The 22,023-nt window shown below is 56.6% G+C and carries 21 protein-coding genes; 11 read left to right on the plus strand and 10 right to left on the minus strand.

Going from position 1 to position 22,023, the window contains the following annotated elements:
* Window positions 1-2: 2 nt before the first annotated feature.
* Complete coding sequence (locus AC2FJ5_RS05360; RefSeq protein ID WP_496792716.1) at window positions 3-1,172, minus strand: pyridoxal phosphate-dependent aminotransferase; 1,170 nt, start codon at window positions 1,170-1,172, stop codon at window positions 3-5.
* 98 nt (window positions 1,173-1,270) lie between these two features.
* Between AC2FJ5_RS05360 and AC2FJ5_RS05365 the strand changes: the two genes are divergently transcribed.
* Window positions 1,271-2,164, plus strand: coding sequence for a LysR substrate-binding domain-containing protein (locus AC2FJ5_RS05365; RefSeq protein WP_142635780.1), 894 nt, complete (start codon window positions 1,271-1,273; stop codon window positions 2,162-2,164).
* 55 nt (window positions 2,165-2,219) lie between these two features.
* Here AC2FJ5_RS05365 and AC2FJ5_RS05370 read toward each other — a convergent pair whose 3' ends face one another.
* Together AC2FJ5_RS05370 and AC2FJ5_RS05375 are read right to left on the minus strand one after the other, a co-directional pair.
* A complete protein-coding gene (locus AC2FJ5_RS05370) occupies window positions 2,220-3,377 on the minus strand; it encodes an acyl-CoA dehydrogenase family protein (RefSeq protein WP_496693643.1) in 1,158 nt (385 codons plus the stop codon).
* 106 nt (window positions 3,378-3,483) lie between these two features.
* Entirely contained in the window at window positions 3,484-4,059 is a 576-nt protein-coding gene (locus AC2FJ5_RS05375; RefSeq protein WP_496700747.1) for a TetR/AcrR family transcriptional regulator, read from the minus strand.
* Window positions 4,060-4,355: 296 nt separating this feature from the next.
* Between AC2FJ5_RS05375 and AC2FJ5_RS05380 the strand changes: the two genes are divergently transcribed.
* From AC2FJ5_RS05380 to AC2FJ5_RS05410, 7 genes are all read left to right on the plus strand, one after another.
* A complete protein-coding gene (locus tag AC2FJ5_RS05380; RefSeq protein WP_496792717.1) occupies window positions 4,356-4,820 on the plus strand; it encodes a nuclear transport factor 2 family protein in 465 nt (154 codons plus the stop codon).
* A gap of 12 nt (window positions 4,821-4,832) precedes the next feature.
* Window positions 4,833-5,453, plus strand: a complete 621-nt coding sequence (locus AC2FJ5_RS05385) for a pyridoxamine 5'-phosphate oxidase family protein (RefSeq protein ID WP_496792719.1) — start codon at window positions 4,833-4,835, stop codon at window positions 5,451-5,453.
* 47 nt (window positions 5,454-5,500) lie between these two features.
* Window positions 5,501-5,662, plus strand: coding sequence for a hypothetical protein (locus tag AC2FJ5_RS05390; protein WP_185956647.1), 162 nt, complete (start codon window positions 5,501-5,503; stop codon window positions 5,660-5,662).
* A 103-nt stretch (window positions 5,663-5,765) separates the two neighbouring features.
* Window positions 5,766-8,246, plus strand: a complete 2,481-nt coding sequence (locus AC2FJ5_RS05395; RefSeq protein ID WP_496792720.1) for a heavy metal translocating P-type ATPase — start codon at window positions 5,766-5,768, stop codon at window positions 8,244-8,246.
* A complete protein-coding gene (gene cueR / locus AC2FJ5_RS05400) occupies window positions 8,243-8,632 on the plus strand; it encodes a Cu(I)-responsive transcriptional regulator (protein ID WP_142635768.1) in 390 nt (129 codons plus the stop codon). The genes AC2FJ5_RS05395 and cueR overlap by 4 nt, the downstream gene beginning before the upstream one ends.
* 97 nt (window positions 8,633-8,729) lie before the next feature.
* Window positions 8,730-9,602: an NAD(P)-dependent oxidoreductase gene (locus tag AC2FJ5_RS05405; RefSeq protein WP_496792721.1), complete on the plus strand. Its 873-nt coding sequence runs from the start codon at window positions 8,730-8,732 to the stop codon at window positions 9,600-9,602.
* A gap of 108 nt (window positions 9,603-9,710) precedes the next feature.
* Window positions 9,711-12,776: an aminotransferase class III-fold pyridoxal phosphate-dependent enzyme gene (locus AC2FJ5_RS05410; protein WP_496792722.1), complete on the plus strand. Its 3,066-nt coding sequence runs from the start codon at window positions 9,711-9,713 to the stop codon at window positions 12,774-12,776.
* 52 nt (window positions 12,777-12,828) lie between these two features.
* Here AC2FJ5_RS05410 and AC2FJ5_RS05415 read toward each other — a convergent pair whose 3' ends face one another.
* Together AC2FJ5_RS05415 and hemP are read right to left on the minus strand one after the other, a co-directional pair.
* Window positions 12,829-13,305: a hypothetical protein gene (locus tag AC2FJ5_RS05415; RefSeq protein ID WP_496700761.1), complete on the minus strand. Its 477-nt coding sequence runs from the start codon at window positions 13,303-13,305 to the stop codon at window positions 12,829-12,831.
* Entirely contained in the window at window positions 13,302-13,469 is a 168-nt protein-coding gene (hemP, locus tag AC2FJ5_RS05420) for a hemin uptake protein HemP (protein WP_142635762.1), read from the minus strand. Before hemP ends, AC2FJ5_RS05415 begins: the two co-directional genes overlap by 4 nt.
* Window positions 13,470-13,689: 220 nt before the next feature.
* Here hemP and gph point away from each other — a divergent pair, with 220 nt between their 5' ends.
* A complete protein-coding gene (gph, locus tag AC2FJ5_RS05425; protein ID WP_496701641.1) occupies window positions 13,690-14,355 on the plus strand; it encodes a phosphoglycolate phosphatase in 666 nt (221 codons plus the stop codon).
* Window positions 14,356-14,679: 324 nt separating this feature from the next.
* Here the strand turns inward: gph and AC2FJ5_RS05430 are convergent, their stop codons facing one another.
* The 5 genes from AC2FJ5_RS05430 to AC2FJ5_RS05450 all read right to left on the minus strand — a co-directional run bounded on the left by AC2FJ5_RS05430 (window position 14,680) and on the right by AC2FJ5_RS05450 (window position 19,893).
* The gene (locus tag AC2FJ5_RS05430; RefSeq protein WP_142635758.1) at window positions 14,680-15,435 is read right to left on the minus strand and encodes an ABC transporter ATP-binding protein; all 756 of its coding nucleotides are present in this window, start codon (window positions 15,433-15,435) and stop codon (window positions 14,680-14,682) included.
* A 9-nt stretch (window positions 15,436-15,444) separates the two neighbouring features.
* The gene (locus AC2FJ5_RS05435; RefSeq protein ID WP_142635756.1) at window positions 15,445-16,200 is read right to left on the minus strand and encodes an ABC transporter ATP-binding protein; all 756 of its coding nucleotides are present in this window, start codon (window positions 16,198-16,200) and stop codon (window positions 15,445-15,447) included.
* 9 nt (window positions 16,201-16,209) lie between these two features.
* Window positions 16,210-17,415, minus strand: coding sequence for a branched-chain amino acid ABC transporter permease (locus AC2FJ5_RS05440; protein ID WP_142635754.1), 1,206 nt, complete (start codon window positions 17,413-17,415; stop codon window positions 16,210-16,212).
* 3 nt (window positions 17,416-17,418) lie between these two features.
* Window positions 17,419-18,450 carry a branched-chain amino acid ABC transporter permease gene (locus AC2FJ5_RS05445; protein WP_142635752.1) on the minus strand — a complete coding sequence of 344 codons (1,032 nt, stop codon included), beginning with the start codon at window positions 18,448-18,450 and terminating at the stop codon, window positions 17,419-17,421.
* A 96-nt stretch (window positions 18,451-18,546) separates the two neighbouring features.
* Window positions 18,547-19,893, minus strand: coding sequence for a substrate-binding protein (locus AC2FJ5_RS05450; RefSeq protein ID WP_142635750.1), 1,347 nt, complete (start codon window positions 19,891-19,893; stop codon window positions 18,547-18,549).
* A gap of 781 nt (window positions 19,894-20,674) precedes the next feature.
* Between AC2FJ5_RS05450 and AC2FJ5_RS05455 the strand changes: the two genes are divergently transcribed.
* Both AC2FJ5_RS05455 and AC2FJ5_RS05460 read left to right on the plus strand, forming a co-directional pair.
* On the plus strand, window positions 20,675-21,520 hold the full coding sequence (locus tag AC2FJ5_RS05455; RefSeq protein WP_246097200.1) for a helix-turn-helix transcriptional regulator: 846 nt from the start codon (window positions 20,675-20,677) through the stop codon (window positions 21,518-21,520).
* Window positions 21,520-22,011: an A24 family peptidase gene (locus AC2FJ5_RS05460; RefSeq protein ID WP_496700767.1), complete on the plus strand. Its 492-nt coding sequence runs from the start codon at window positions 21,520-21,522 to the stop codon at window positions 22,009-22,011. Before AC2FJ5_RS05455 ends, AC2FJ5_RS05460 begins: the two co-directional genes overlap by 1 nt.
* The last annotated feature ends 12 nt before the right edge of the window (window positions 22,012-22,023 follow it).

Consider the following 22,023-nt stretch of genomic DNA (forward strand, 5'->3'; position numbering starts at 1 on the left):
CTCTACTTCAATCTGGCGGTCGCAACAGAAATGCGCCGCAACCCTTCTTGCAGGCTTTCGGTGGCGTAAGCAAAAGAAAGCCGCAGATGGCCCGGCAAACCAAAGGCACGCCCCGGCACCAGTGCCACCCCGACTTCGTCCAGCAGATACCGGCAGAATTCGTGATCGACTGGCATTTCAGCCGGTGTTTTGGGAAAGACATAGAACGCGCCATCCGGAACGGCACACTCCAGACCCGCGGCATTCAACCCAGTAACCACAAGATCACGGCGCGCCCGCATCGCCTGCAGGCGTTCGCCCAATAGCGTTTGCGGCCCGGTAATCGCAGCCAATGCTGCCGCCTGTGCGATGGAACATGCGCCTGATGTAATCTGCCCCTGAACAGCGGTCATCGCCTTGATCAAGGGTGATGGCCCGATTCCCCAACCGATCCGCCACCCGGTCATCGAATAGGCCTTGGAAACTCCATTTACGGTCAGCACTCTATCCGCCAGATGCGGCACGGCCTGAACAAATGGCGTGAAGGGAACATAGGTCAGGTGTTGGTAAATCTCATCCGAGATCACCCAAACATTGGGATGCCTGTCCAAAACACGACCCAGAGCCTGCATTTCCGATTCAGTATAGACCGCGCCGGTCGGGTTTGAGGGCGTGTTCAGCAAAAGCCAGCGAGTGCGCGGCGTAATTGCGGCCTCAAGCTGTGCTAGGGTCAGCTTGAACCCCTGAGAAACCGGACAGTCCAGCACAACCGGAATACCGCCGGACAGCCTGACCATATCCGCATAGCTGGTCCAGAACGGCGCCGCGATAATAACTTCATCCCCGGGATCGAGCGTGGCCATCAGCGCCCCGGACAAAACCTGTTTAGCACCGGTCGAGACGATCACGTTTTCCGGCCGGACACTGGCCCCGACGGCGATAGCCGCACGGAGGTCCGGCGCCCCTGCCGTCGCCGGGTACCGTGTTTGCCCGGCCAGCGCCGCTTGATGGGCCGCTTCGACCACATGTTCAGGGGTCGGAAAATCAGGCTCGCCAGTACTGAGCGCGACCACATCGACACCCTGCGCCTTAAGGCGCGCAGCCTGCTCAGAGATCTGAACAATCTCTGATAACTCAATCCCGCGCAGCCTGTCTGCACGCCTAAAACTATCTGCTGCGATTTCCCTGGACACTGCCAACGTCTCTCTTGACCAAAATATTCATTTGGTATCGGGCTGGCGGGCCCTAAAAGCCAGTGATATTCCATCCGAAAGGTATGAGGAATTATCATATGATCGCCCCCCGTCGTTTTCTGCCATCTATCCCCTCTCTGCTGGCACTCGAGGCCGTTGACCGCCTTGGCAGTGCTTCAGCGGCAGCGGAAGAGCTTTCGCTGACCCAAAGCGCCATCAGCCGACAGCTCAAGTCGATGGAGGAACAGCTGGGCATCGAACTGATCCAGCGAACCCAGATGCGGCTGCAGCTTACCCCGGCGGCAAAAGAATACGTTCAGGTCGCGCGCAAAAGCTTGCACCAACTGGCGCAGGCCTCCCTAAAACTCAGAGCCAATCCGACCGGAGGATCGCTGAACCTGTCGATCCTGCCGGCGTTTGGGATGCATTGGCTGGCGCCGCGTCTTCAGGACTTTGCTCGCCGACATCCCGAGGTGACCGTCAATCTGAACACCCGGCTTCGCCCCTTCGATTTCGAAACGGAACATTTCGACGCCGCGATTCATTTCGGGCGTCGAGATTGGCACGGCGTCAACTACCTGCCGATCATGCGTGAAAATGTTGTACCGGTTTGCGCTCCGGAAATTCTGCCCAAAAACCCGGAACAGATTGACTGGCTAATGAATGCCCCGCTGCTGCACCTGGAAACGCGCCCTGATGCCTGGGAGCAATGGTTTGCCGCACAAGGGCTTGTGGCATCAGGGCTTGGCGGCATGTTGTTCGACCAATTCTCGACCATGGGACAAGCCACAATTCATGGGCTTGGGGTGGCGCTGCTGCCCAGCTATCTGGTCGAAGACGACCTGAAAACCGGGCGACTCGTTCCCGCCTGGAAAGGCCCGGGCGTCAGTCTGGGCGATTTCTTTCTGGTCTGGCCGCAATCCCGGGTGGCATCCGAGCCGCTGAAGTCGTTCTGTTCTTGGCTGCAAGGCCAAGTCGACCAAATCTCGTGACCGGGCCATTCCGACCACCCTAGAAAACTGCGGGGAGGGAGCGTTCGGAACAGGATTATGTGTCCAACGACCGGGCAATGAGTTCCTTCATGATCTCATTTGTCCCGCCATAGATCATCTGAACCCGCGCATCCGCATAAAGCCGAGCAATCGGATATTCCATCATGAACCCATAGCCACCAAACAGCTGCAGACATTCGTGCATGATCTCATTCTGCACCTCAGACCCCCAGTATTTGGCCATCGACGCGGTCGATGCATCCAAAGTTCCAGCCTCAAGCCGGGCAATACAATCGTTGACAAAACTGCGCAGCACTTCGGCCTTGGTTTTACACTCGGCAAGCTTGAAGCGGGTATTTTGGAAATCCATCACGCGCTGACCGAAGGCTTTGCGCTCCTGCGTGTATTTCACTGTTTCGGCAATCGCGAAATCAATCGCACCCAGGGCACCGATTGCAATCGTCAGGCGTTCCCAGGGAAGTTGCCGCATCATCTGGTAAAAACCCTGCCCCTCTTCCGCACCAATCAGGTTTGTCATCGGGACCTTGGCGTCCTCAAAGAACAGCTCGGCCGTGTCATTGGACTTCATGCCCAATTTCTTGAGGTTCCGCCCCTTGCGGAACCCATCTGCGCCCTGCGTTTCGACCGCGACCAACGATACCCCTTTCGACCCTTGAGTCTTGTCGGTCTTTGCGGCCACAAGGATCAAGTCCGCAGATTGCCCATTGGTGATAAAGATCTTGGACCCGTTCAGACAGTAGGAGTTACCGTTCTTTTCCGCAGTTGTGCGGATCGACTGCACATCCGAACCGGTTCCGGGCTCTGTCATGGCCAGCGCGCCGACCATCTCGCCCGAGGCGAGTTTCGGCAGCCATTTCAGCTTTTGATCTTCGCTGCCATAAGCGGTGATATAGTGGATGACAATCGACTGGATCGCATAGCCCCAACCGGAATCTCCGTGCGAGGTCTGGGCGTACATGGTCAGAGCATCAAATCCCATGCCACCACCGACACCGCCGTGTTCTTCGGTGATCGCGCCAGCCATCAGTCCCATGTCACCGGCCTTGCGCCAGAACGCACGATCAACAACCCCGTTTTCGGTCCAGCGCTCGATATTGGGCACCAGTTCGTCCTGCATGAAACGGTTCGCCATTTCGGCAAACATCTGGTGCTCTTCGGACACCCAGCTGGATGTAGGGGTAATAAGAGACATTGCGCATCCTCCAAGATCAACTTGCCGCCAGCGTAATTTGGACCGCCAATTAATCCAATGCGTTGGATGAAACGCTACGCAACGTCTTTTGGAAGATTTCGCCGGGTCACGGGATCGGTGCGGCCAACGCGTTTTCCAGCAAGACCCGCGCTGCAGCTTTGGCATCTTGCGCGGGATCACAGCTTTTCAACAGAACCGCCGTCACGATTGCCCCTTCTTTCAGCAGAAGAATCTGACATCCCAGGCTTTCAGGGTCGCAGGCACCGGCTTTGCGGGCCAGATCCGTGAAATATTCCAACAACAACCGCTTGTGTTCCGCCGCCTGCACGTGGATCGGGTGCTCTTTCTCCTGGAATTCGGCGCCAGCCTTGATGAACATGCAGCCGCGAAACCCGTCTTCGGCGAACCACTCGCCCAGTGCATCAAAGCTTGAAATCAACTGGTCCGCAGGGGTGTCGGCCAATTCCTCGACACGACGCATGAACCAGTTGCGGAAATTCTCGTCCCGCAGACGCAAAGCCGCCAGAATCAGATCTTCCTTGGTGCGGAAATGTTTGTACATCGAAGTCTTCGACACACCCGTCTCAGCCACCAGCTTGTCCATGCCGGTCGCATGAAAACCGTCACGATAAAAGACCTTCAGGGCCTTGCGGACCAGCTCATCCCTTTTGTTTGGGCGCATGATTCGCCTCCTATACGTACCGATCTGTACATAATTGTACCCTCCATAATCCGCAAGGGCCACCAATGTTCAGGAAATTCTCTTTATTTTCCACCTGTATAGAGAAAAATTTTAGATATTTTACAGGCGCCCCTTGCAAAGAGGTACCGATCAGTACACCTTAACGACACGATGTACCGATCAGTTAACTATGGAGCCGTCATGAAACGCCGTACCAGCCCCTTCAACCGCCAGTACATCCCATTTCTGTTGACCCTTGCGCTGCTCGCTGCATCGCTGACCTGAAAGATCATGACATGAGCCGCCCCCCTCTACCGCCATTCACTGCTGAGACCGCTACACAAAAGGTCCGCATGGCTGAAAATGCTTGGAACAGCCGCGATCCGGATATCGTGACGCCCGCCTATACCGAGCACAGCCAATGGCGGAATCGGGCCGAGTTTGTCGCGGGCCATGCTGAAATTCACGCGCTTTTGACCCGCAAGTGGAGAAATGAGCAGGAGTACCGGCTGATCAAAGAACTCTGGGCCTATTCGGAAAACCGTATTGCCGTGCGCTATGCCTATGAATGGCGGAACGACAGCGGCCAGTGGTTCCGCTCATATGGTAACGAGAACTGGGAATTCGATAGGGATGGTCGGATGGCCAAACGCCATGCCTCGCTGAACGACCTTCCGATCAGGCAACAGGATCGGGTTTTCCTTTGGCCTCTTGGTCCGCGCCCTGACGACCATCCCGGCCTGTCTGATCTGGGCCTGTAGAAAGGACCTATTATGCCACGTGCATTTTCCAAACTAACCTTCACGCCTGCCGTTCTCACCCATCAAGAAAGGATGGGATCGGCAAAAACCTATGCGAAATTCCTGAAAAGCGGCCCTGTGCAGGGTCACGAAATCAGAGCTGCCGAAAAAGTGTTCATCGAGGCCCGCGACGGGTTCTACCAATCAACCGTGTCCGAGACCGGCTGGCCATATGTGCAGTATCGTGGCGGACCCGCGGGGTTTTTACGAGTACTTGATGCGCAGACCATTGGGTATGCTGATCTTTCGGGCAACAAACAGTATATCTCGCGCGGGAATTTGGATGGCAATGACCGGGTTGCGCTGATCCTGATGGATTATGCCAACCAGCGACGCCTGAAAATACTTGGGCGTGTCGAAATTGCCGAAGGCGCTGCGGCGGCTGCCAGCCTCTCCCCCGAAGGCACCAAGACCCCGGCCGAACGCGCCGTCATTATCAAGGTCGAAGGTCTGGACTGGAATTGCCCTAGTCACATTACCCCACGATTCACCGAGGCCGAGCTGCGCCCCCACCTGAACGAATTGGGCCAGCAGCTGGCCCAACTTCAGGCGGAAAATGACCGGCTGAAACGGGAACTGGAAAATAAGAAATAAGCCCCAGTGCCAAGCATTCCCCAACTTGTGATTTAAGGACTGACACCATGATAACGTTAACGCTGCACCGAGCCTTCATAGTCCTGTTTGGTTTCGCTCTGTCGATTGCCTTTCTTATGCTGGGATTTTTCGCATCTCCCGAAGCTGTTCGGACATCCCCGCCCGCGCTTTATAATTCGCTGCTGCTGGAAAAACTGGCCCAAGACTAAGAACCGTACGGCCCTCGAAACAATAGATTGTGCCTAAATCATGATCTCTGCCCTTGACCTTCCTGTGACTGGAACCCCCATCTAGGGTTGGAAACAGGACAGGATGAGTCGATTGGCCACTCCACATACTATCAGACTGAAGGTCACCGGAATGAACTGCGCATCCTGCGTAGGCCGCGTGGAATCTGCGTTGCGCAATGTTCCCGGGGTTACCGAGGCTTCGGTCAACTTCCCAACCGAGACCGCACAGGTCACTTATGACGGGCCGATCAGCGACCTGACCGGCGCGCTGGACAAAGCTGGTTATCCGGTGTCAGTGGCAGAAGCCGTTCTGCAAATTGACGGTATGAATTGTGCTTCTTGCGTCGCAAGGATTGAACGAGCACTCTGCGCAGATCCGGCCGTCATAAGTGCTCGGGTCAACCTGGCCACTGAAACCGCGACCATTCGTTTTGCCGACGGGGCAACTGATCCTGTGAAGCTGGCGCAGCTAAGCACCAAAGCGGGCTATCCGGCGCATCCTTCCAGAATGGCCGAAAGCAAAGATGAGAAACCGGGTGAAGCCTCTGCGCTGATTCGTACCACCCTGATCGCTGCGGCGCTGGCTTTGCCCGTGTTTATACTCGAGATGGGCGGGCACATGATCCCAGCCTTTCATCACTGGGTTCAGGCGACAATCGGGATTCAGACCAGCCATCTCATCCAGTTTGTGCTGACATCGGTTCTCCTGATCGGCCCCGGAAGGGTGTTCTATGCCAAGGGTATCCCGGCCTTGCTGCGCGGGACACCTGATATGAATGCGCTGGTCGCGATGGGAACCGGTGCCGCCTATCTGTATTCCGTCCTGGCCACCTTTGCGCCTCAGGTTCTGCCGCAAGGCAGTGCAAATGTGTATTACGAGGCCGCCTCGGTCATCGTGGTCCTTATCCTGCTGGGTCGCGCGATGGAGGCGCGGGCAAAAGGCCGGACCGGGGCCGCCATTCGCAAACTGGTCGGGCTTCAACCGAAAACAGCCCGGCTAGAACAGGACGGGGGCACGGTCGATCGACCCATATCCGAAATACTGGTTGGCGATGTGCTGCAGATCCGACCCGGAGAGCGCGTCCCAGTCGATGCTCAGGTGTTGGACGGCACCTCATACGTGGATGAAAGCATGATTACCGGCGAACCCGTTCCTATAGGGAAATCGGCCGAAGATCAGGTGATAGGGGGCACGGTCAACGGCACGGGCGCGCTGCGCGTGCGCGCCACGCGGGTTGGGTCCGAAACGGTGCTGGCGCAGGTGATCCAGATGGTTCAGCAAGCTCAGGGTGCCAAGTTGCCGATACAGGGGCTGGTCGACCGGATCACGGCGTGGTTTGTTCCCGTTGTGATTGGCGTTGCCCTACTGACCATTGCGGTCTGGCTGGTCTTTGGCCCCGCTCCTGCCTTGCCGATGGCATTGGTCGCAGGTGTTTCGGTTTTGATCATTGCCTGTCCTTGCGCCATGGGGTTGGCGACTCCGACTTCGATCATGGTGGGGACTGGGCGAGCCGCCGAACTGGGCGTCCTGTTTCGCAAAGGCGATGCGTTACAGCAGTTGCAACAGGCTAAGATCATCGCTTTGGACAAGACCGGGACGCTGACACTGGGGCGTCCTGAACTGGCGAATGTCACGACCACGAATGGGTTTGACAGCGACACCGTTTTACGGCTGGCTGCTGCGGTCGAGTCGCGATCCGAACACCCGGTTGCCTCGGCAATCACGCGGGCCGGACCGGCGGACCTGCCCTCGATCTCCGGCTTTGAATCGCTAACAGGGCTGGGTGCGCACGCGTCCGTTGATGGGCACGATCTGTTGATCGGCTCACCCAGATTAATGGCGCAGAACGGCATTGATCTATCCGCGTTGAGCCAACAGGCCGACCAGCATGCCGCCGAAGGGGCAACCCCCGTATTCGTCGCGATCAACGGTCAGGCTGCGGCACTTCTTACGGTCTCGGATCCGGTCAAACCGGGCACGATCGAAGCTTTGCACAGGCTGCACACGATGGGCCTGACATTGGCGATGGTCACCGGGGACAACGCCCTGACTGCGCAGGCCTTGGCAAACAAGCTGGGCATCGATCATGTCACAGCCGAGGTCCTGCCGGACGGAAAGCTCGCCACAATCAACGCCCTGCGCGACCAGTTCGGAGAGCTGGCCTTTGTCGGAGACGGGATCAACGACGCCCCGGCATTGGCTGCGGCGGATGTCGGCATTGCAATCGGAACTGGCACGGATGTGGCGATTGAAACGGCGGATGTGGTGCTGATGTCGGGCGATCTGCGCGGGGTCGCCAATGCGGTTGAAATCAGCCGCCGTACTATGGGCAATATCCGTCAGAATCTGGGCTGGGCGTTTGGATATAACGTTTTGCTGATCCCCGTCGCCGCCGGGCTGCTGTATCCTTTTGGCGGCCCGCTTCTTTCCCCGGTTCTGGCGGCTGGAGCCATGGCTTTGTCCAGCGTCTTTGTCGTCACCAACGCGTTGCGACTTCGCAGGGTTCGCGCCAGCCTGCCCGAGGAATCACAAACGGCGGCTCCACAAATGGTGACGTCATGAATATCGGCGACGTTTCCAACCAAACCGGTCTCCCGGCCAAGACCATCCGCTATTACGAAGATATCGGACTGATCAAACCGCTGCGCGATGATAATGGCTATCGCCGGTTCCGCAGTCAGGATGTGCACAAACTGAACTTTTTGGGCCGGGCCCGCGCATTGGGATTTACGATCGAAGATTGCCGGACCCTGATGGCCTTGTATGAGGATGAAACCCGCGCAAGTGCAGATGTGAAGAAGGTTGCCCGCGCGCATATGGTCCAGATCGAAGCGAAGATCGCCGACCTTAATGCGATGCGCGATACGTTGGGTCATTTAATTGACGCCTGCGCCGGCGACGACAGGCCTGATTGTCCGATCCTGAAGGATTTGGGAGGACAACCCTGACGCGGGGTTGCCCTTTGTCTTCAGCTTTGCTTTGTCTCTGCCAAACAATCCGGCTTGCGGCATCTGACCGGGCCTGGACAGCAGAGAGGTTCACCAAATGGCAAAAGTTGCGTTCCTTGGTTTGGGTGTCATGGGATATCCAATGGCCGGCCACCTGCAGGCTGCAGGTCATGAGGTCACGGTTTTCAACCGAACCACCGCTAAGGCCGAGGCTTGGGTCGCCCAATATGGCGGCTCAATGGCCGCTACCCCGCGCGAGGTGGCTGAGCGAGCCGAGTTTGTCATGGCTTGTGTGGGCAATGATGATGACCTTCGCATGGTCTGCACCGGCGACGATGGCGCCTTCGGCGCAATGTCAAGCGGCGCGGTTTTCGTCGACCATACGACCGTCTCGGCAAAGGTAACCCGAGAGCTTTATGGCGCGGGCAAAGCCGCAGGGATTGCCTTTGTGGACGCGCCGATTTCGGGCGGTCAGGCCGGGGCTGAAAACGGCGTTCTGTCGATCATGTGCGGGGGGGATCAGGCTGCCTATGACGCGGCCGAGCCCATTATGCAGGTCTATTCCAAAATCTGTCGCCGCATTGGGGACAGTGGCGCCGGTCAGATGACCAAGATGTGCAACCAGATCGCCATTGCCGGACTGGTTCAGGGCCTCAGCGAGGCGCTGCATTTTGCCGAAAAAGCCGGGCTGGATGGCCGGGCGGTTGTGGAAGTGATCAGTCAGGGGGCCGCAGGCAGTTGGCAGATGGCGAACCGCTATGAAACCATGTTGGACGATCATTTCGAGCACGGTTTCGCGGTGGACTGGATGCGCAAGGATCTGGGAATTTGCTTGGATACCGCAGATGAAACAGGGGCATCCCTGCCGGTGACGGCTTTGGTTGATCAGTTCTATAAGGATGTGCAGAAAATGGGCGGGAATCGGTGGGATACGTCCTCGCTTATTAAACGGTTGCGCGCATTGGGGTAACGGGAAAAGGGGGCTGTCTGCCCCCTCTTGGCCCGCAGGGCCATTTCACTCCCGAAGATATTTTTAGCCAGATGAAAAGGACCCCGGTTTACTGGGACAGGGTTTCAAATGAACGACATCATCGCATTTTGGGCTGATGCTTTGCAGCAAAATTGGGGGCTGGACGCACGGCTGACCCGATTGGACGGCGAATACGATCTTAATTTTCTGGTCCGGGCAACCAACGGACAGGATTATGTTCTGAAAGTCATGCGCCCCGGATGCGAAGCAGAGCTTGTGGACCTGCAGGTCAAAGCCTTGGAACATATCGCCTCAGAAGCACCGGGGCTGCCATTTCCCACAGTGTTTCCCGATTTGTGGGGGGATTATCTGCCCCGAATCGAAGATCACGAGGGGGTACCGCGCCTTGTTTGGTTGCTGGAATGCCTACCTGGGCAATGCTACGCGAAATCGGCACCCAAATCCGAAGAGTTGATCCTAAAGCTGGGTCGCGTTCTGGGTGCTACAGACCGCGCATTAGAGCGGTTCACGCATGAGGGTTTGGCCCGGGGCGATTTCAAATGGAATCTGACCCAGGCAGGATGGATCGAACAGCATCTGGACACCGTTAGTAGCCCCACGCGACAGGCAGTGCTGGCCGATATATGTTCCGAATTCAATGCGATATCGGGCAAGTTGGCAGGCTTGCCCAGTCAGGCGATTCATAATGACGCCAATGACTATAACGTTCTGGTCGAAGCAGAGCTTGGCCAGCGCCCGGGGGTGTCGGGCTTGATTGACCTTGGCGATATGTGTGCCGCGCCACGCGTTTGCGATCTGGCGATTGCCGGGGCCTATATCGTATTGGATCATCCGCAACCCGAACGCGCATTGGCGGCACTGGTGCGCGGCTATCAGGCGGCAAACCCCCTGCGCGCGGACGAAGTCGATCTGATCTGGCCTCTCTTGCGGATGCGACTGGCTGTGTCGGTTGTGAACTCGACCCTGATGGCCCTTGAAAACCCGGATGATCCTTATGTCACCATCAGTCAGGCGCCGGCCTGGCGGTTTCTTGAGGACCACAGCGTCAATGGCGGATTGATGCCAGCGCGCCTGCGCGTCGCCTGTAGTCTGCCGGTCACCGATGGGGCCGAACGCATCCATGCCTATCTGTCCGCGCATCGTGGTCAATTCGCCGAGATGTTTGGACAGGGTCTAAAAGATGTGCCCATTGGCTCGCTATCGGTCGAAAACTCTGTGTGGCCGCAAAACCCATTCCACATGCCCCTGGCCGAGGCGGCACGTGTTGGCGAGGAAAATGGCACAGACTTCTGGTTGGGATATTACAATGAACCCCGCCTGATTTACGCTGAGCCGGGGTTCCGCAAAGGGCCATGGAAAGCTTCGGACCGACGCACCGTGCATCTAGCGGTGGATGTGTTCGCGCCTGCCGGCACTGTCCTGAATGCCCCGATCAGTGGCCGGGTCGAGGCGGTCGAGAACCGCGACAGTCACCTTGACTATGGCGGGGTGGTGATCCTGCATCACGAAACACCCCAAGGCGATCCGTTCTATACACTCTACGGACATTTGGACCCCGAGGTCTGCGACAGGCTGAACCCGGGCGATCCAGTCGCACAGGGAGCGGCGTTTGCACGGCTTGGGGATGTCACACAGAACGGGGGCTGGGCCCCACATGTACATTTCCAGCTGGCCCTGACTACGAACGGGATGCAGGTCAACTGGCCGGGTGTTGGCGACCCTGACGAGCTTGAACTGTGGCACGCCGTCTGCCCGAATCCGGCGGCTCTGCTGAACCTTCCCGATGACAAGGTGTTCTATCGGCCGACCGATAAACAGGCGATCCTGCAGGGACGGCAGGACCACTTCGGAGGCAACCTGTCCCTGACCTATGACGATCCAGTCATGCTGGTACGCGGTTGGAAGCATCACCTGTTTGACGAATGGGGTCGCCCTTATCTGGATGCGTATAACAATGTACCCCATGTGGGCCACGCCCACCCGCGCATTCAGGCTGTCGCAGCAGATCAGCTCAAGCGGATGAATTCCAACACCCGGTATCTGCATCCGGCCCAGACGGCTTTTGCCGATAAGGTTCTGTCCAAGCTGCCCGATCACCTCGAGGTCTGCTTCTTTGTGAATTCCGGCACCGAAGCCAATGAGCTCGCCCTGCGGCTGGCCCGCGCCCATACCGGCGCCAAAGGGATCGTGACGCCCGATCATGGGTATCACGGCAATACCAACGCCGCGGTGGCAATTTCGGCCTATAAGTTCAACAAACCGGGCGGAGTTGGTCAGGCGGATTGGGTGGAACTGGTTGAGGTCGCGGATGACTACCGAGGGTCTTTCCGGCGCGACGACCCCGATCGCGCCCAGAAGTTTGCAGATCTAGTGGACCCAGCTATTGCAGCCCTACAGGACAAAGGTCAGGGCGTTGCCGGTTTCATTGCCGAGACCTTCCCTTCAGTTGGCGGGCAGATCATACCACCCAAAGGCTATCTGCCCGCGGTTTATGAGAAAATCCGCGCCGCTGGGGGTGTCTGCATCGCCGACGAGGTGCAGACAGGTCTGGGGCGTCTGGGCAAATATTATTTCGGCTTTGAGCATCAAGGCGCGCTGCCGGATATCGTGGTCATGGGCAAACCCATTGGCAACGGTCATCCATTGGGCGTTCTGGTTACTACCAAAGAGATCGCCCGCAGCTTTGACAACGGGATCGAGTTCTTTTCGACATTTGGCGGATCGACCCTGTCCTGCCGCATCGGCAAAGAAGTTCTGGATATCGTCGATGATGAAGGCTTGCAGGACAATGCCCGCCTGATGGGCGACAGGTTGATGACAGGCCTGCGTCAGATCGAAACCGATTTCGGATCTGTCGGTGATGTGCGCGGCATGGGCCTGTTCGTTGGAGTCGAACTGATCAACCCCGATGGCTCTGAAGGCCGTGAGATCTGCAAATATGTCAAGAACCGGATGCGCGACCACCGGATTCTTATTGGCAGCGAAGGCCCAAAGGACAGCATCCTGAAAATTCGCCCGCCGCTGACGATCGAAGCGGAAGATGTGGACATGATCCTGTGGGCATTACGGGATGTGCTGGCAGAAGTTGGTGATTACAGCCCGCCACCCTCATGCGATCATGACCATCACCACGCAGGGTGCGGCTGCTGCTGAGGGCACGGAACCCCGGCGCGCATTCGCCGGGGTTCTGCACCTGCCCTGCTGCTTAGTGCAGCGTGGCAGTGGGGTTCTGATGTCTTGAGGTTGGCATCGGGATCGAGACCGTCATGCGTCGCAAAGCCAGCCCTAATTCCTCAGACAAAGCGGCCAATGCGGGGGCAAAATCGGGACGGACGATCAGGGACGCCATCATCATAGCGTCTTCGCGCGCGCCTTCTGATGCCGCCGCAATCATCTGGGCGAAACAGTTTTCATCCGCGCCAAGGCAGGCACAGCCCAACCCATGCCGGATCAGCGGGCGCCGCCCGTGATGGGCACAAAGCGAGCACAGCCGGTCCAGCGTCAACATCGCTGCCCGGCCCTGATCCGTGCCCAGGGCGATCTGAAAGTCCTGCGCCGCATCCATACGCGTTTGCATTCCGTCCCCCCAGAGGCGCAGGTACATGACCGCACCGGCCTCGACAGGGCTTAGGTCGGACAGACGACCAACGGTCGCGCCACCCCGGGCTGCAGGCGCGCTCATTTCGTCAGGATCAGTTTGCCCGCGCGCGTGATGCGCAGGGTGTACAGCTGATCGCCCAGCTCGATATGGGCCAGATTGCCCCCTTTGGTCAGATCTTCAGCCTTATGTGCAGGCAGCATTGATACGGCAAAAGACTGGCTGGGATTCGGGTTCTGAACATTCATCAGGATCACTCCGGAGGGTTTCAGGCAATGCGCCTTATCGGTTTACTTTTCGGGTATCTGGCTGGCCCGATTCCGGGGTTGCTGACGGCTTGAAATATAATCTGATTATTTTAGTCAGGTATGTCAAGCCTCAATATCCCACTCTCGCAACCGGGTTGAATTGCACTGCCTGAACACACCAGTTAGGACTTGCGGTGCAGCTTCAGAGGCAAGGATTTCAATGAGCGCTACAATTATGTTCGATTTGGACGGAACACTGGTCGACAGCCTTCCGGACATCACCGCCGCTGCGAATGCAATGCTGCGGGACACTGGTGTCCCGCCCCTGCCCCAGGACACGATCAAACAATTCGTCGGCAATGGCCTCCCGAAATTGGTAGAACGTATGATGTTTCATTGCGACCTGCCTATGGATCGCCATGCCGAGCTATCGGAACTGACGCTGACCCACTACAACGCAGCCTCCAGCGACAAAACCGTCGTTTACCCTGGCGTGGCCGAAGCGCTTGAACAGCTGCGCCAGATGGGTTGTGTTCTGGGTGTTTGTACAAACAAACCCAAAGCACCGGCTGACCATGTTCTGAAGTCGATGGGCCTGACCCATCATTTCGATGCCACCCTGGGTGGTGACAGCCTGGCCACGCGCAAACCAGACCCAGCCCATCTTGAGGCAAGTTTTAGCGCAGTGGCCGCTATAGGTCCGCGCCTGTTCGTGGGTGACAGTGAGGTCGATGCAGAAACCGCTGAACGGGCCCAGGTGCCCTTTTTGCTATTCACGGAAGGCTATCGGAAAAGCCCGGTTTCTGAACTGTATCATACCTGTAACTTCGCCGACTGGCACGAAGTGCCTGCGCTCGTAAGTGAGCTTTTGGGGGAATTGGGTTGATGTCCCCCAACTAGTGAGGGGCCGGCCGAGGGGGTAAGTAGCCAGCCCCTCAAGGGGGAAAAGTGGTAGGTCCTTGGAAACTCCTTGGATGATTTGAAGTTAACGAATCGCTCCAATCAAAGATATAGGGGGTTTCCCGTAGCCCTAGATAGAGTGTTGAAATTAAATAATAAATTATCCGTAAATTCTAGAAATTCGTTGAATATTGTCATTTTCCGTTGGTGACCCGGACCCAGGACACCGCCAATCGAAAGCTGAACAACGAAAACGGGCGGGGATGAACACCCCGCCCGACGGTTCAGAACAATTTCTGAATCCGCATGTTCAGATTGCCAGATATTCCTCGCGCAGCTGTGGATTCTCTAACACCTCGCTGGCGGCTCCATCAAACACGATGCTGCCCGTATCCAGAATGATCGCACGGTCCGCCAATTCCAGGGCGCGCACCGCGTTCTGCTCGACAATGATCGTGGTCATACCCTGCTGTTTGACGTGAAGCAGAGTCTTTTCGATCTCATCCACGATCACCGGGGCAAGCCCTTCATAGGGTTCATCCAGAAGCAACACCTTGATGTCCCGTGCCAAAGCCCGCGCAATCGACAGCATCTGCTGCTCTCCGCCAGACAGGGTAATGCCTTCTTGCTTGCGGCGCTCACCCAGCCTTGGGAACAGCTCATAAAGCCGTTCCAGCGACCAGCCGACAGGTGGAGCGATCTGGGCGAGTTGCAGGTTCTCTTCGACCGTCAGACCGGGGATGATACGGCGATCCTCGGGCACAAGGCCAAGGCCTGCGGCGGCAGCCTCATAGCTGGTCATTTTGTGCAGCGGCTTGTGATCCAGCCAGATCTCACCATGACGCACCTCGGGGTCACTGACCCGCGCGATGGATCTGAGCGTCGAGGTCTTGCCAGCACCATTCCGGCCCAGCAGGGCCAGAATTTCACCTTCGTGCACGTTAAAGCTGACGCCCTGCACGATATAGCTTTCGCCATAGTATGAATGCATGTCCCATACGGACAAAAACGCAGGGGCGGTGCTGGCCATATTGGCGTTTTTCGAAAAGTCAGGTTTCTCGTTCATTGCTTTTCCTTACGCGGCCTCACCCAGATAAGCTTCGCGAACCTTGGGATGCCCGCGGATGTTTTCTGGCGTATCTTCGACCAGAGGTGTTCCCTGCGCCAGAACGGTGATGCGCTCGGCCAGGCTGAACACCACATGCATGTCATGTTCAATGATGGCGATGGTAATGTCACGCTCGTCCTTGATCTGTTTGAGCAGGTCGATCGTGTTGTTGGTATCTGCCCGGGCCATCCCGGCGGTGGGTTCGTCCAGCAAAAGCAGGCGCGGGTTCTGGCTGAGGCACATGCCGATCTCAAGTCGTCGCTTGTCCCCGCGCGACAGCGATGCCGCGTGCATCTCGCGTTTGTCAGCCATGTTCATCTCTAACAGCATCGCCTCGGCCTGCTCGACAATCGCCTTTTCACTGGAGATGGTTTCATAGGCGTGCATCCGAAACGCGCCGTCCCGCATCGCAAAGATCGGGATCAACATGTTCTCCATCACAGTCAAATCGCCGAAAATCTCGGGCGTCTGGAACACACGGCTGATACCCATCTGGTTGATCTGATAGGGTTCCAACCCCAGAACAGAATTGTTGTCGAACAAAACAGAACCGGTATCCGGCATCAGCTTTCCCACCAAACAGTTCAGCAAGGTTGACTTGCCCGCACCGTTCGGGCCGATGATCGCGTGGACCGAGTTTTCTTCGACGTTGAGGTTCACATCCGACAGCGCCTTGAGGCCACCGAAGCGTTTGCTGACGTCTTTGACTCGTAGAATTGCCATGGTGCCCCCTTATTCCGCTGGCTCGGTTTTGCCCTTCGGGGCATCATCGGCGCCCGGTTTCTTACGCTTGAACCAACCCATCAGCCGCTGACCACCTTCAACCAGCCCACCCGGCAGATAGATCACCACCAGCATGAACAGGATACCCAGCGTCAAATGCCAACCCTTGCCGATGAACGGATGGATCAGGAACACAACCGCGTCCTCAAGCCCATCGGGCAGGAAAGCGAACCAGCTGTGCAGAACATTGTCGTTGATCTTCGAGAAGATGTTTTCGAAATACTTGATAAAGCCTGCTCCCAGTACCGGCCCGATCAGAGTCCCTGTACCGCCCAGAATTGTCATCAGTACCACCTCGCCCGAGGCAGTCCATTGCATCCGTTCGGCCCCGGCCAGCGGGTCCATTGCGGCCATCAGCCCCCCCGCCAGACCGGCATACATGCCTGAAATCACAAAGGCTGCCAGCGTGTAGGGTTTCGAATTTAGACCGGTATAATTCATCCGCTGCTGGTTGGATTTCACCGCCCGCAGCATCATGCCAAAGGGCGAGCGGAAGATGCGGATAGAGAGATAGAACACCGCCATCATGATCACCGCACACAGGTAATAGCCCGCGTTAAAGTCAAAGCTCCAGGCACCTACATCCAACGTATAGGTCGCGCGCATGGGAATGCCGAACAGATGCGGTAGGTTCGGCGCGCTGGCCGATTGCAGGATCTGCGGATCGTCCGCATAGACCTGCAAGCCGGTCTCACCATTTGTCAGGTTGAATTTTGGGTTCGAAAGCACCGAATAGGCCAGAGCAAAGCTCATCTGTGCAAAAGCCAGCGTCAGGATCGAGAAATAGATGCCCGACCGACGCAGGCTGACAAATCCGATCAGCAGCGAAAACACCCCGGCGACAAGAACGCTGAGCGCGATGGCCGGAACGACGTTATAGCTGAGCAGTTTGAACATCCACACTGCGGAATACGACCCCACCCCAAGAAAGGCCGCATGGCCAAAGGACAGGTATCCGGTCAATCCAAACAGAATGTTGAAGCCGATCGCAAAGATCCCAAAGATCACGAACCGCTGCATCAAATCGGGATAGCCCGCGTTGAACTGCGCCATGGCGCTGCCTTCAGGGAACGGGTTCAGGATAAAGGGCGCCAACAGGGTCAGTATGGCGACGATGATCAGCAGGCTGGTATCTCTCTTATTCAGTCCCAACATGGCTTATTCCTCCATCACGCCTTTGCGCCCCATCAACCCGCGTGGACGGGTCAAAAGCACGATGATGGCGACAAGGTAGATGATGATCTGGTTGATGCCGGGGATCGTGGTCGTGGCCCAGGTGGTCGACGCAAAGCTTTCGAGCACGCCCAGCAGGAACCCGGCCAGAACCGCGCCCGGCAATGAGCCCATCCCCCCCACAACCACAACCACAAAGCTGAGAACCAGAAAGTCCATGCCCATGTGATAATTCGGGGGGTTGAGCGGCCCGTACATCACGCCTGCGAGGCCCGCGACCGCGGCCGCAATCCCGAACATGATGGTAAACCGCCTGTCGATATTTATCCCCAGCAGGCCCACCGTTTCACGATCTGCCATGCCAGCCCGCACGACCATGCCAAAGGTTGTGAATTGCAGGAACGAGAACACAGCTCCGATAATGCCAACGGCAAACCCGAAATAGACCAGCCGCCAGATCGGATAGATGATGGCGTTGGGATCGAATCCAACCATGATGCCAAGATCAACAGACCCACTCAGCATATCGGGGGGCGGGGTCTGGATCGGATTGGCACCGAAGAAATATTTGATGATCTCCTGCAGCACGATCGCCAGGCCAAAAGTCACAAGGATCTGATCCGCATGAGGGCGCTTGTAAAAATGTTTGATCAGCCCGCGCTCCATCACGTAGCCGACAAACAACATGATCGGGATCGCGAACAGGACAGCCAGAGGAACGGACCAATCTATGATTGACGCGCCAATCTCGGGGCCGAACCAGGCCTCAATATACGGGGTTTCAACCTTCAGCGGGTTGCCCAGAAAATCTTTCTGACTTTCATCAAGGGTCACGTAGCTCAAGTTAAAGAGTTTTTGCAAAGACACCGCGCAGAACGCACCAATCATGAACAGCGCCCCATGGGCAAAGTTCACAACTCCAAGCGTTCCGAAAATCAGCGTCAGGCCAAGCGCGATCAGCGCATAAGCCGACCCCTTGTCCAACCCGTTCAGAATTTGCAGAAGAATGGCGTCCATAGTCCCCACCTTTGGCCTGTCCAGTGGACTCCCCCATAGGTGGGAGAGCCCGTTTTCTAGGTCAGAGAATTTTCGTCGAAAATTCTCGCGCTTGTGTTACGCGCCCGGATTGCATTTACCCAGTTCGCCACCGGCAAACATCGGGTGCTCGGGATCGTATTCGACCTGCGCGCGTGGGGTGATCTCGACGATCTCCAGCGTGTCATAGGCGTTGGTCGGGTTCTCGTTGCCCCGCACCACCAGCACATCCTTGAAGCACTGATGATCCGCGCCACGATACCATGTCGGTCCGTTGCCCAGACCGTCGAACTCAAAGTCTTCCAGCGCTTCGGCGACACCACAGGGGTTGAAGGTACCCGCCCGTTCACACGCATCCGCATAGAGCAGAACCTGCGCATAGCAGGTCTGAGCCGAATTGGACGGCGGCTTGCCGTATTTCTCACCAAAGGATTTCACAAAGGCCTTGGTGCCTTCGTCTTGCAGCTGCCAGTTCCAGTTCATCGAACCCAGCACGCCCTTGATGTTCTCGCCAGCACCAGCAGCCATCAATTCGGAATACAGCGGCACGACAATCTTAAAGTCTTTGCCGTTGGCCACCTTGTCGAGTAGACCGAACTGAATCGCATTGGTCAGCGAGTTCACCATGTTACCGCCATAGTGGTTCAGAACCAGCACATCCGCGCCCGAGTTCAGAACCGGCGCGATATAGGACGAGAAGTCCGTCGACGCGAGCGGTGTTTTGACCGTGTTGACCGTTTCCCATCCCAGGGCTTCGGTCGAGGCCACAATCGACTCTTCCTGAGTCCAGCCCCAGTTGTAGTCAGCGGTCAGATGATAGGCCCGGCGTTCACTGCCCATTTCGGCAGCAAGAACCGGCGCCAGAGCAGCGCCCGACATGTAAGCATTGAAGAAATGGCGGAAACCGTTCGCCTTCTTGTCCTTACCGGTCGTGTCGTTGGCATGGGTCAGGCCAGCCATGAAGATCACGCCCGCTTCCTGACACAGACCCTGAACTGCGACAGCCACGCCCGAGGACGAGCCGCCGTTGATCATGATCGCACCGTCTTTTTCGATCATCGACTTGGCCGATGCGCGTGCGGCGTCCGATTTGGTCTGGGTGTCGCCGGTTACGAACCCGACCTTTTTACCAAGAATCCCGTTCCCTTTCAGGGCCTTGGACGTAAAGGTGTTCAGGCAACCGCCATCGCCCTCACCGTTCAGATGCTCGACTGCAAGCTGCTGTGCCAGCAGTTCATCATTACCCTCTTCTGCATAAGGCCCGGTCTGCGGAACATTGAAACCCAATGTGACAGACGACCCAGAAGGTTCGTTAGTATATGCAGCAGCCGACGATGCAGTAAAAATCGTAGGTAGGGCCAGACCGGTACCGGCAACAGCACCAGACTTCAGCACGCCGCGGCGTGTGACAGATTTATTAGTCATTCATTCCTCCCAGTTCCCTGTTTTACGTCTGTTGGCTCCTCTTCCAGCAAACGATTGCGCAGGTTTACGCACCGCGAGTATGGCGGGGGTTCTGAAAATTTCTCAATAACCTATTCAAAAAGCAGCTATGTTATGTAAACAAATGAACACCTAGGTGCGGATTTTTGTAAATTTTCAAACATCTTATGCTTCTTAAGAATTGAAATTAAAAGGTATTATTTGAAAACATTCCGGTGATCACCATGCAGGCAGTGCCGCTCTGCTCGGCAAGCAAGAAGTTGTTGCTAAATCTACAAGAAGTTGTTGCTAAATCTAAAGGAGAGCCCGGGCCGCATGATACAGCTCAGATGGTCACCGGGACGAGCTGACTTCCCCTGCAGATCAAGCCGTTTGAACCTGGATTCTCAAACCCGAAGCATCGTGCAAATCAAGAATTGTGACAAATTGAAAAACGGTTAATCCCTCCACGGCTGCATCGGTGAATACAGGTAACCGCCCGACCAACCGACGACCAAACAAGCGCAATAACCTTACAAAAAAGGCATAAACCACTACGCTTCGCCCCGTATTCCGCGAATAGGTCAAAGAAATAGTCCGCGGATTTTGTGCAGTTTGTTTACTGAAACGCGACGAATTGATCGTACATAATTAGGTTAATGATTTTTTAGATGAGTTTTAGACGATTATATAGAACTATAGGAATGTAAAGAATCGGTAGGAGGTTGCGCACTCTTATATTGCAAATGCGCGTTTATGTTTGTTCGAGTACAGGTTGTTATCTATGGTCCGGGGGAATGCTCAGAGCGCTGCGTGGTTGCCAAACGCGCTTCATGCCAGAGCCATCATTAATTTCATTCATTGGAGCCAGGCAGGCGTCGTTCTTGATGCCGCGCTTGAAGGTATCGTCAAAGCATTTGGCGCCGATTGTGCTGTCATCAGCCGTGTGTGGCTGAACAAGGGGGCCCATCGTGTTGCAGCACGGGCTGACACAAGGGATCCAAAATTCCAAAGACCATTGTTTCATTCTTTCGCCAACGACGCCCTCGGCCCGTTCCGGAACAAACCAAAACGCGCCTCGGTGTTTAGTCTGCGAGATGACGGGGCAGACCCCAGTGATATCTCCGCAGTTTTGTTGGATTGGATGTCGCACCGCAAGCTGGATGACATTCTGTTCATATGCCTGGACCATAACGGCGGCGAAATCGACTTTCTGGAACTTCATTTCGGGCAGAGTTCCGAACCCGGTTACCGCGAAGCCATTGAACAGGTGGCTCCGCAACTATCCGAGACCTATCAGGCCCGCCGAGCCGGACTGATCACTGAATCACTGTCTCGGCAATCAGTCACCGCACTCAGGAAATCATACAGTGAAGCACCTATTCTCAGCACCGAGAACCCAACGGGCCTGACCCGTGCCGAATGGCGTGTTTGCGTTCTTGTTTCACGCGGGCTGTCGCCCCAGTCCATTGGTGCCGAACTTGAGATCGGACCAGCGACAGTTCGCACGCATCTCAAGCATATCTATTCAAAAACGGCGCTGGACACCTTCCACATGCTGGCCCGGCGCTTGGTATCGGTAGAAGAGCGCGAGGCCCTTTTTGGGAAACCTGGCCAGGCACGTGCTTGATGCCTGAACTGGACTGGCAGTCCTGGCTGACATTGTGGGTATTCACACCGCTGTTCGTAATGATCGCCTGGACGGATTTCACCCAAATGCGCATCCCTAACCTGTACTGCCTGCTGGGCGGTGCAGTCGTGCTTGTGACCGCGCCGTTTCCGGATTGGAACCAACTGCTGCTGCGCCTTCTTGTGGCCGCAGCGTGTTTTGCGATTTGTTTCGGTCTGTTTGCTGCGGGTTGGCTTGGCGGCGGCGACGCCAAGATATTGCCAATCGTATTTGCCGCAATTCCGGTCCCGGTCGTATCGACCTATCTGCTAATACTGGCAGGCTGCATGGCAGCGGGGCTGATCGGAATGTCGCTGTTTCGGCGCTTCGCCCGACAAACTTCCCCGCATATCAAGTCGACCGCCCAGTCGCGCGAATTTCCTCTTGGAATCGCTATCGGATCATCCGGGGTGATCCTTGCAATCTGGTCGGCTACTGCGCTTTGGTTCTGACCATGTCAGCGT

This window comes from Ruegeria sp. CDSA221, assembly GCF_059611825.1.

Bases quoted from the DNA above. Each gene is read 5' to 3' on its own strand.
- AC2FJ5_RS05365 (WP_142635780.1), top strand. From the start codon at position 1,271: ATGATCGCCCCCCGTCGTTTTCTGCCATCTATCCCCTCTCTGCTGGCA.
- AC2FJ5_RS05370 (WP_496693643.1), bottom strand. From the start codon at position 3,377: ATGTCTCTTATTACCCCTACATCCAGCTGGGTGTCCGAAGAGCACCAG.
- AC2FJ5_RS05375 (WP_496700747.1), bottom strand. From the start codon at position 4,059: ATGCGCCCAAACAAAAGGGATGAGCTGGTCCGCAAGGCCCTGAAGGTC.
- AC2FJ5_RS05380 (WP_496792717.1), top strand. From the start codon at position 4,356: ATGAGCCGCCCCCCTCTACCGCCATTCACTGCTGAGACCGCTACACAA.
- AC2FJ5_RS05385 (WP_496792719.1), top strand. From the start codon at position 4,833: ATGCCACGTGCATTTTCCAAACTAACCTTCACGCCTGCCGTTCTCACC.
- AC2FJ5_RS05390 (WP_185956647.1), top strand. From the start codon at position 5,501: ATGATAACGTTAACGCTGCACCGAGCCTTCATAGTCCTGTTTGGTTTC.
- AC2FJ5_RS05395 (WP_496792720.1), top strand. From the start codon at position 5,766: ATGAGTCGATTGGCCACTCCACATACTATCAGACTGAAGGTCACCGGA.
- cueR (WP_142635768.1), top strand. From the start codon at position 8,243: ATGAATATCGGCGACGTTTCCAACCAAACCGGTCTCCCGGCCAAGACC.
- AC2FJ5_RS05405 (WP_496792721.1), top strand. From the start codon at position 8,730: ATGGCAAAAGTTGCGTTCCTTGGTTTGGGTGTCATGGGATATCCAATG.
- AC2FJ5_RS05410 (WP_496792722.1), top strand. From the start codon at position 9,711: ATGAACGACATCATCGCATTTTGGGCTGATGCTTTGCAGCAAAATTGG.
- AC2FJ5_RS05415 (WP_496700761.1), bottom strand. From the start codon at position 13,305: ATGAGCGCGCCTGCAGCCCGGGGTGGCGCGACCGTTGGTCGTCTGTCC.
- hemP (WP_142635762.1), bottom strand. From the start codon at position 13,469: ATGAATGTTCAGAACCCGAATCCCAGCCAGTCTTTTGCCGTATCAATG.
- gph (WP_496701641.1), top strand. From the start codon at position 13,690: ATGAGCGCTACAATTATGTTCGATTTGGACGGAACACTGGTCGACAGC.
- AC2FJ5_RS05430 (WP_142635758.1), bottom strand. From the start codon at position 15,435: ATGAACGAGAAACCTGACTTTTCGAAAAACGCCAATATGGCCAGCACC.
- AC2FJ5_RS05435 (WP_142635756.1), bottom strand. From the start codon at position 16,200: ATGGCAATTCTACGAGTCAAAGACGTCAGCAAACGCTTCGGTGGCCTC.
- AC2FJ5_RS05440 (WP_142635754.1), bottom strand. From the start codon at position 17,415: ATGTTGGGACTGAATAAGAGAGATACCAGCCTGCTGATCATCGTCGCC.
- AC2FJ5_RS05445 (WP_142635752.1), bottom strand. From the start codon at position 18,450: ATGGACGCCATTCTTCTGCAAATTCTGAACGGGTTGGACAAGGGGTCG.
- AC2FJ5_RS05450 (WP_142635750.1), bottom strand. From the start codon at position 19,893: ATGACTAATAAATCTGTCACACGCCGCGGCGTGCTGAAGTCTGGTGCT.
- AC2FJ5_RS05455 (WP_246097200.1), top strand. From the start codon at position 20,675: ATGGTCCGGGGGAATGCTCAGAGCGCTGCGTGGTTGCCAAACGCGCTT.
- AC2FJ5_RS05460 (WP_496700767.1), top strand. From the start codon at position 21,520: ATGCCTGAACTGGACTGGCAGTCCTGGCTGACATTGTGGGTATTCACA.